Source organism: Actinoallomurus acaciae (assembly GCF_042429965.1).
Classification (GTDB): Bacteria; Actinomycetota; Actinomycetes; order Streptosporangiales; family Streptosporangiaceae; genus Actinoallomurus; species Actinoallomurus acaciae.
Genome location: NZ_JBHLZP010000268.1, coordinates 11395 through 19283 on the forward strand (window position 1 = coordinate 11395; position 7889 = coordinate 19283).

The 7889-nt window shown below is 70.2% G+C and carries 8 protein-coding genes and 1 pseudogene; 3 read left to right on the forward strand and 6 right to left on the reverse strand.

Features of this window, described 5'->3' with window-relative positions:
- Positions 1 to 274 (reverse strand): annotated as a pseudogene (locus ACFFNX_RS29610) (PadR family transcriptional regulator); the annotation flags it as partial.
- A 229-nt stretch (positions 275 to 503) separates the two neighbouring features.
- On the opposite strand from ACFFNX_RS29610, the gene ACFFNX_RS29615 reads away from it, so the two are divergent.
- The gene (locus ACFFNX_RS29615) at positions 504 to 1742 is read left to right on the forward strand and encodes an isochorismate synthase (RefSeq protein ID WP_378209092.1); all 1239 of its coding nucleotides are present in this window, start codon (positions 504 to 506) and stop codon (positions 1740 to 1742) included.
- 176 nt (positions 1743 to 1918) lie between these two features.
- Here ACFFNX_RS29615 and ACFFNX_RS29620 read toward each other — a convergent pair whose 3' ends face one another.
- From ACFFNX_RS29620 to ACFFNX_RS29630, 3 genes are all read right to left on the reverse strand, one after another.
- A complete protein-coding gene (locus ACFFNX_RS29620) occupies positions 1919 to 2356 on the reverse strand; it encodes a hypothetical protein (protein ID WP_378209094.1) in 438 nt (145 codons plus the stop codon).
- Positions 2357 to 2374: 18 nt separating this feature from the next.
- Positions 2375 to 2779: an ADP-ribosyltransferase family protein gene (locus tag ACFFNX_RS29625; protein ID WP_378209096.1), complete on the reverse strand. Its 405-nt coding sequence runs from the start codon at positions 2777 to 2779 to the stop codon at positions 2375 to 2377.
- Positions 2780 to 2848: 69 nt separating this feature from the next.
- Positions 2849 to 4927, reverse strand: coding sequence for a hypothetical protein (locus ACFFNX_RS29630; RefSeq protein WP_378209098.1), 2079 nt, complete (start codon positions 4925 to 4927; stop codon positions 2849 to 2851).
- Between the two features lie 375 nt (positions 4928 to 5302).
- Here ACFFNX_RS29630 and ACFFNX_RS29635 point away from each other — a divergent pair, with 375 nt between their 5' ends.
- Positions 5303 to 5971 (forward strand): TetR/AcrR family transcriptional regulator, encoded by a 669-nt coding sequence (locus ACFFNX_RS29635; protein ID WP_378209100.1) that lies wholly within the window; start codon positions 5303 to 5305, stop codon positions 5969 to 5971.
- 35 nt (positions 5972 to 6006) lie between these two features.
- On the opposite strand, the gene ACFFNX_RS29640 is transcribed toward ACFFNX_RS29635, so the two are convergent.
- Positions 6007 to 6705, reverse strand: coding sequence for a carboxymuconolactone decarboxylase family protein (locus ACFFNX_RS29640; RefSeq protein WP_378209102.1), 699 nt, complete (start codon positions 6703 to 6705; stop codon positions 6007 to 6009).
- A gap of 76 nt (positions 6706 to 6781) precedes the next feature.
- On the opposite strand from ACFFNX_RS29640, the gene ACFFNX_RS29645 reads away from it, so the two are divergent.
- Positions 6782 to 7393, forward strand: coding sequence for a TetR/AcrR family transcriptional regulator (locus ACFFNX_RS29645; protein ID WP_378209104.1), 612 nt, complete (start codon positions 6782 to 6784; stop codon positions 7391 to 7393).
- 53 nt (positions 7394 to 7446) lie between these two features.
- On the opposite strand, the gene ACFFNX_RS29650 is transcribed toward ACFFNX_RS29645, so the two are convergent.
- On the reverse strand, positions 7447 to 7889 hold a 443-nt coding region (locus tag ACFFNX_RS29650), incomplete at its 5' end, for a zinc-binding dehydrogenase (protein WP_378209105.1).

Sequence of the window (7889 nt, forward strand, 5' to 3'; positions counted from 1 at the left end):
GCGGGCCCGCGGCGAGCAGCGCCAGGGCGGCGGCGCGCACGTCGCCCTTCCTGACCTTCGGCGTGACACCGGGCGGCGGCATGCCCGGACCGAACAGATCCGGCATCGGGGGCACGCCGGGAGGAGGCGGCGGGAACGGCATGCCGTGCGGTCCGGCCGGGCCATGGGGCCCGTGCGGGCCCGGTGGGCCTGGTGGACCCGGTGGGCCGCCGCCCGGGCCGCCCGCGGCGAGGAATACGGCCGGGTCCATCGCGCCCGGCAGCCAGTCGTCCATGTCGCCACCTCTCAGCTGATCATCTAGACATGTTAACGATATATCTAGAAAGTTCAGCGAACAAGATGGAATGTCACCACGGCCGTGGTCGGCCACGACGGATCTGCGTGAGCGTGCCAGGTCCGGGCGGGCGCGGGCGGGTGCGGGCCGGGAAGGCCCCGGCGGCCCCATGAAATGCAGAGGTCACCACTGTTTGAACAGGTTCAAAAATCCCGTACAGTGGTTCACTGTGAACCTCGCAGTGGGAATCCCCGACCGGCTCACCGTCCGGACCGCCGTCGTGTCCGGCGGCGGCTCAGCGCACGAAGACCTGGTCGCGCGCCTTCCCCACTCCGAGGCCCTCGCCTGGGTCCGGCACGGCGAAGGCCTCGTCGGCTGGGGCGAGGCCGCGCGCCTGGTCGTGCCGGGCGGGGAGGACCGCTTCACCCGCGCCCGCGAGTGGCTCGCCTCCGTGTTCGCCGCCGCGTCGGTGGAGGACCCGCTCGGCGTCCCCGGATCGGGCCCGGTCGCGTTCGGCAGCTTCTCCTTCGACCCCAAGTCCGGCGACTCGGTGCTCATCGTCCCACGCGTCGTTCTCGGCCGCCGCGACGGCCACGCCTGGTACACCACGATCGGCGACAACCCCGAGCCGTTGGCGCTGCTGCGCCCGCCCGCGCCGCCCACCGGCGTCCGCTGGGCCGACGGCGCGATCGACGCCTCCCGCCACATGCGCGCCGTGGCCGCCGCCGTCGACCGCATCCGCGCCGGGCACCTGTCGAAGGTGGTGCTCGCCCGTGACCTGCTCGCGATCGCCGATTCGCCCATCGACACCCGCGTCCTGCTGCGCCGGCTCGCCGACCGCTTCCCCTCCTGCTACACCTTCGCCTGCGCCGGCCTCGTCGGCGCCACCCCCGAGCTCCTCGTACGCCGCATGGGAGGAGAGGTCGAGTCGCTCGTGCTGGCCGGCACGATCGCCCGCGACGCCGCCGACGAGGTCTCCGGCGCGGCCCTGTTCGCCTCCGCCAAGGACCGCGAAGAGCACTCCTACGCCGCCGACATGGTCCGCGCCGCCCTCGCCCCGCTGTGCCGCGAGCTCACCGTGCCCGACGAGCCGGAGCTGCTCCGCCTGTCCAACCTCATCCACCTCGCCACGCCCGTACGCGGGCGGCTGAGCGAAGAACGCTCCGTCCTCGACGTCGTCGCGGCGCTGCACCCCACACCCGCCGTCGGCGGCACCCCCACCACCGACGCGATCGAGACGATCCGCGAGCTGGAGATGATGGACCGCGGCCGCTACGCCGGGCCCGTCGGCTGGATCGACGCTCGCGGCGACGGCGAATGGGGCATCGCGCTGCGCTGCGCCCACGTCGAGGGCACCCGGGCCCGCCTGTACGCCGGCGGCGGCATCGTCGCCGGCTCCGACCCGGCCGCCGAACTCGCCGAGACCCAGACCAAGCTCCGCGCCATGCGCCACGCCATCGACGGCTGAGCCCCGCGCCTACCGGACCGGCCGCGGCTCCGAACTCCCGCCGCGCGGCCATGGACCACTCCACGATCGCGTCCGTCGGCCGCCCTGCCTCCACCCCCAGCGGGGTCAGGTCGCATTCCACGCGCGGCGGCACGGTCGATGGACCGTACGCCGCACGAGACCGGTGATCGTCGGTGTCAGGGAAGATGTTCCGGGGGTATCCGTCGGTTGCTCATCCGGGCTTCCTGATGGAGAGCATCGAGACTGGGCGCTTCCTGCTCGATCGCGTCGGCCGCGATCCGGCCGGCGCGCGGATGCTCGGGGGCGCCGATCCAGTGGCGCAGGGCCTCCAACGCCGTCAGCCCCTCTTCCTTGGCCCGTTCGAGCCGCAGGAACCACGGATATTCGGCGAGGTTCCCCTCGGCGCCCGCGTCGACTCGTGCGACAAAGTGCGCGGCGTCTCCGGTGACCGACGCCCACAGATAGCCGATGAGCTTCCCGTGCCTGGTGACCGGAAGATGGCGAACCGGTGACCGGGTCAGGAACCCATATCCCCGCCGCCGCAGGGTGAACGGCGAAAGCTCGGCGTCCGGTGGCGGCCCGGTCTCCGCAGGAGGGTCACCTCGGTCGCTCACGACATCGACCTCCGTAAGTCAGCGGGGGAGCACGACACCATAGAAGTCTGCCGTCCCGTCGGGATTCACCGTCACTCGCGTGATCCGGTAGGGGGTTCCGGGCGCAAGGGTAATCTCGTACATATCGTTGAACGCCGAGCACAGTCCACGCGTCCCCGCGGGCACGTCGAGGTGGAGGGTGTACGGATACTCCCCGGCGACCTCGGTATGGGACCAGTATCCGCTGCCGCCCAGCGACAGCGACATGAGCCCCGGCTCCACCTGCACCGTGTTCTCCAATGCCTTCAGGTTATCCGGATTTTCCCGGTCGAAGCCCTCCATGAAGAATACGGATCGCAGGCTGCGACTGGTCTCGACCCCTTCCGGCAGTTGCACGTCCGTCAGCCGCCGCAGACTATCGATGGTCGCGCCGATCTCATCCATTGACGGAAAATGACCGTAGTTTATGTACAGCTCGCGTACGGCAGGCAGGTTCTGGTGGAGGTACGCCTTCTAGTATTGCAGGCGCTCTCCCGGCGACTCGCTGGCGAGGAGGTCTCTGCGAAGAGGGCCCAACTTGGGATCATCGCTGAAAATAATCGAGTGATAATGCACGTTCATGGGGTGGTCGAACAGTGCGAGTGGTGCCCCGGGCGCGATCCCGTCCCACCACTCATTCAGGTCGGCACGCGTTCCCCCGTTGCCCTCTATGCGCAAGACCGTATTGTATGGCCAGGACGTCCTCTGATAGTTACTGACGATACTGAGGTCATCGAAGCTGATATCGGAGAAGTGCTCCGGTCCGAGATGTGCATGGCCATAGCGCGACACATCATCGGTGGCGTCGAAGCGACGGATTCCGTCGTCCCCCAGCCGGCCCGGCATGGACGGGATGCGTTCCGGGTCAGGAACGGCGATGCGCCACGAGGGCCCGTCGCCGAGACGCTCACCGTCCGGTATGCGTAGATGGACCTCACCCTTTGGGTTGATCCAGGTGTCGCCCGTCGGATAGATGACCGGAGTGAGGCTTTCGTTGGCGATGGATCGCGCGATTCCGTCATCGAGTGGCGTCACCGAGCGGAGGACACGACCAGAGCCGCGGTAGTTACCGGTCAGAGTGTCCAGGGCCTCGGCCTCGAGACCATGGGCCCGGAGGAATTCAGCGACGCTCCCTCCGGATATACCGAAGTCGTGAACACCCTCGAGAGGGCGTATGAGGGGCGCTTTGAGGGCGTCCGCCGGGTTCACCTTATAGAGCTCACCCGACGCGACTTTGACCGCGATCTTATCCCTGAATTCCCAATAGTCATCGGGCAGTCCGAAGGACGGCCTGGAGGGCGGTCCTTCGGACAGGTCCGTCGAGAGAGCCTTGAGGTGCCGGACCGCGCGTGGTGGAGCATCGCGAGCCGGCAGGTCGGTGAGGAAGATCCGGCGTTCGGGCTCCCGCGTGCCGATTCGCTCCTCGGGCGGGAAGTTCTGTACGGCGAGCACGTGTGCGCGCGTGTCGGACCACGTGATGACCTGATGGCGTCCGACCAGGTCCGACACGTCGACCGCGTTACGGGTGTTGAAGACCACCTCGGCCGGGCCCACGTGATCCGGGCCGCGGTTGAGGCTCCCGGACCACGCGCTCTCCACCGTGACGTCCTTACCGGCTGCGAGTTCCGTGACGTGATCGTCCGCCGGGTGGGCGTACACGGTGGTGTCACCGTCGACCTTGAACGGGCCCAGGGCCTCTTTCGCCGCCTGCTCCCGCGCAGCCGCCTCGGCGCGGATCTGCGGATCGTCGCTGTGCAGCCCATCGTTCAGACGCTTGATCCCATCAGGCGCCAGCACGTCCTCGACCGCCACCCGCTGGTCTGCGGGCAAGTCGCGGGCCCACGTCTCCACCTCCCCGCCGAGTGCGCGGCTGCGGCGCGTCAACCAGTCCGGTGTTCCCGGCTGACCGGTGTTCCGGTTCTTGGTGAAGGCGTCGGTGGTCTCACCGCTGTTGACGGTGACCACCGTGCTCGTGTGGTGGGTCAACGCGGTGCTCGCCGTGTCCAAGGCGTCCGAGACGTCCCGCAACGCGTCGTGAATCTCTGCGACCTTGTCGGAGTGCCCGTCGGCCCACTCACACTGCAGCCCGAACATCTCCAGCAGCCCCAGCGCCGTCCTCACCGGACCGGGCGTCGGAATGGGCCGGATGAGGTTGTCCGGCAGCGCTTTGAGCTGGTAGACGTCGTCCTTCGCCACCTTGGCCAGCGTGTCCTGCGCGCGCTGTATGTCGCCTGCGACGATCGTGGCCGAGGCGTTCTCAGCGTCCTGGTAGTTCACTCCGGTGACGATCTGTCCGTGTCCGGCCGCCCGTACCAGGTTCACGACCAGCACCAGGCGAGCCAGCAGATCATCCCGGGCCACCCGGAATCCCACGGACTCTCCCGCGCCGTTGTAGGCCGGGCGCCCGACGAAACCGTCGCTGCCGAAACACTGCCCGGCAGCGACCAACCTGTCATAGAGGCGGTCCACCGCGTCGGCGAGCATGTCACCGACGGCCAGGTACCCTCTGCCCGCCCGTTCCCATGACGTGGCCGCCGTCTCGTAACCACTCATTGGCCGGTCGTCCGGAATGGCAGCCGAGGCATTTCGCTCACACGGTGACATTCAGGCATAGGCGCTTAATCTAACCGCATAACGGTCGGCCCGGAAGCCGACTGCGGGATCGGCGGCGCGCTTGTCTCGCTGTGGGGCGAGAGCGCGCCGACGGCCTGGAACCGTAACCGCGCCGCGGTCTCCTCCTGGTCAGTGCTACCGGGACCCCCTCAAGCGCGTCGGGCGGGAGGCCGGGTCCTGGGCCGCCGCACCGGCGCGCGTACCCGACCCACGGTGGGAGCCCACCGGAACCCCCAGGCCCAGGCCGAGGCGACGCGCCGCCCACCAAGATCGTTCATTCCCGGACAACAGACCGGCGGTCTGTAATCTGTCGGCATGGCGACCTTCCAGCGGGCCCGCAGCGCGGAGCAGCGCGCCGAGCGGCGGCGCGCGATCCTGGACGCCGCGGTCGCCATGCTGGCCGAGATGCCCGCCGCCCACCTCACCCTCAACGAGCTGAGCCACCGCGCCGGCCTGGCCAAGTCCAACGTCCTGCGCTACTTCGAGTCCCGCGAGGAGATCCTGCTCGAGATCTTCGACACCGCCGTCGCGGCCTGGCTCAACGAGGTCACCAGCGGCCTCGGCGGCGAGGCCCGCGCCGGGACCGCCGAACGCGCCGCCGGGCTGAGCTCCGCGCTCGCCGCCTCGCTCGCGGCACGCCCGGTGCTGTGCGACCTGATCGGCGTCCAGGCCGCCGTGCTGGAACACAATGTCTCCCTCCCGGTCGTCCTGCGCCACCGGCACCGCCTCACCCGCCACGTCACCGCGCTCGCCCGGCTCATCCGCCACCAGCTGCCCGAACTCGACGTGCCGGGCGCGGAGTGGCTCGCCGGCACCACCGTCATGGTCACCGGCTCCCTGTGGACCCACGCGAACCCCTCCAGCGCGGTCCGGGCCGCGTATGAGGCCGACGCGTCCGTCGCCGCCCTGCGCATCGACTTCGCCGGGCGGCTGGAGACCACCCTCGGCGTCCTCATCGCCGGCCTGCTGTCACGCCGCCCGTGACGGCCCGCCTTCCCCGCGGTCTCGACGCGGCGGTTTCAGGCGAAGACGGTTCCGGTCTCGGTGAACAGGCCGGTCAGGACGCGCATGGCACGCCAGGCCCTCGTCATGCCGAACAGCGCGCAGAACCGTACGACCGCGCGGGCCTGGTCGGGTGTGGCGCCGGCGGCGAGGGCTCGCGTCACGTGGGCGCGGAAGCTCTCCTCCAGCGTCTGGTACAGAACGTCGACGGTCATCGTGGCGTACGCGCGCTCACGCGCACTCAGGCGCCGCATGCCGCCGCGCATCCGGGACTGCAGATCCATGTAGTCGCCGAAAGGGGCGTCGAGGTCGTGCACGGCCCGCCGCATCGGCTCGGGGATCGGGCTTGCCGCGCCGTCGGCGTTCACCTCGTGGCCCTCGCCCGTGGGGGTCAGGCCCAGCTTCCGCTCGAGCTCGACCAGCCGGCCCAGCGCCGCGACGGCCGCCGGGTAACCGCTGTCGTAGGCGATGAACCGGAGCAGTTCCCGCAGGTCGTCGCCTGACACGCCGTGGTGCCGCGCCATCGTCACGTGCTCCTCGAACGGCGCGCCGAGAGTCTGCTGGCAGACGTCGGCGACCACGCAGAGCAGGACCTTCTCGCGGGGGGACAGCTCGGGGATCCCGTCCCAGAGCACGCGGTCGGTGGCGGCGCTCATCTCGGCGAACACCGGGTCCGGGGTCTCGTAGGTCTCGAGGGTCTCGGAGGGGAGGCTCATCGGTCGTCCTTCCATAACTGAACGGCTGTAGCGCTACAAGCGTAGCGCGACGGGTGCGCCCCTACAATGGCGGATCATGGACAAGACCTCGGCCCGGGGACGAAACCCGCGCGGGCAGGGGGCGCGGCTGAAAGAGGACATCGTCTCGGTCACGCTGCGGCTCCTGGACGAGCTGGGCGATGACCAGGCGCTGTCCCTGCGCGCGGTGGCCCGCGAGCTCGGCATCGCGGCGACCTCGGTCTACATCCACTTCGCCGACCGCGACCAGCTGGTCCTGGCGACGCTGGAGCGCTTCCACGGCGAACTCATGCGGGCCATCGAGCAGACCGAGGCCGGGCCCGCCGACCCTGTGGCGAAACTCCGCGCCCGGGTGCTCCTGCTCGGGGAATGGGTCCACCGGCACCCGGGGCTCTACAAGGTGCTGCACGAGAGCACGCTCAACCAGCGCACCTCCATGGCCTTCAAACAAGAGTTGGCCGACCGCACCACGGCCGCCGTCCAGCGCTGCATGGACGCCGGGCTCGCTCCCGCCGACGACCCGGCGATGGTGTCACTGGACCTGCGGGCCGCCGTCCACGGCGCCGTGTCGCTGCGCATCAACCAGCCCGACCTGCCCTGGACGCCCCTCGAAGAGCAGATCGACCGATTCCTGGTCAAGCTCGTCGGCATCCCGCCCGAGGCCCTGTGACACCGGCCCTGGCGGCGTCGGCATAGCACCGAGTCGGCGCTGATGCTCGGCATTCAGCCGGGCGGCGTACCGGCCCCGGGTTCGATGATCGTGACGCCGGTGGGCGGGGACGTGCCCATGGCCGCCAGCGCCGACGGCGTCTCGGGTAGTCCGATCGTGGCGGTGATCAGGCGGTCGGGGCGAAGGGTGCCGGCGGCGACGAGGTCCAGCATCGGCCCGTACGCGTGGGCGGGCATGCCGTGGCTGCCCAGCACGCTGAGCTCATAAGCGATCACCCGGTCCATCGGCGGTGTCGCCGGGCCCGCCTCCAGGGGCAGCAGGCCGACCTGGACGTGCCGTCCGCGGCGGCGCAGGCACGCGATCGAGTCCGCGCAGGTCCGCGGGTGGCCGAGGGCGTCCAGGGACACGTGCGCGCCGCCGCCGGTGGCCTCCCTGATCGCCTCGGGTACGCCGTCGGGGCCCGGGACGCACGTCTCGGCGCCGAACGCGCGGGCCA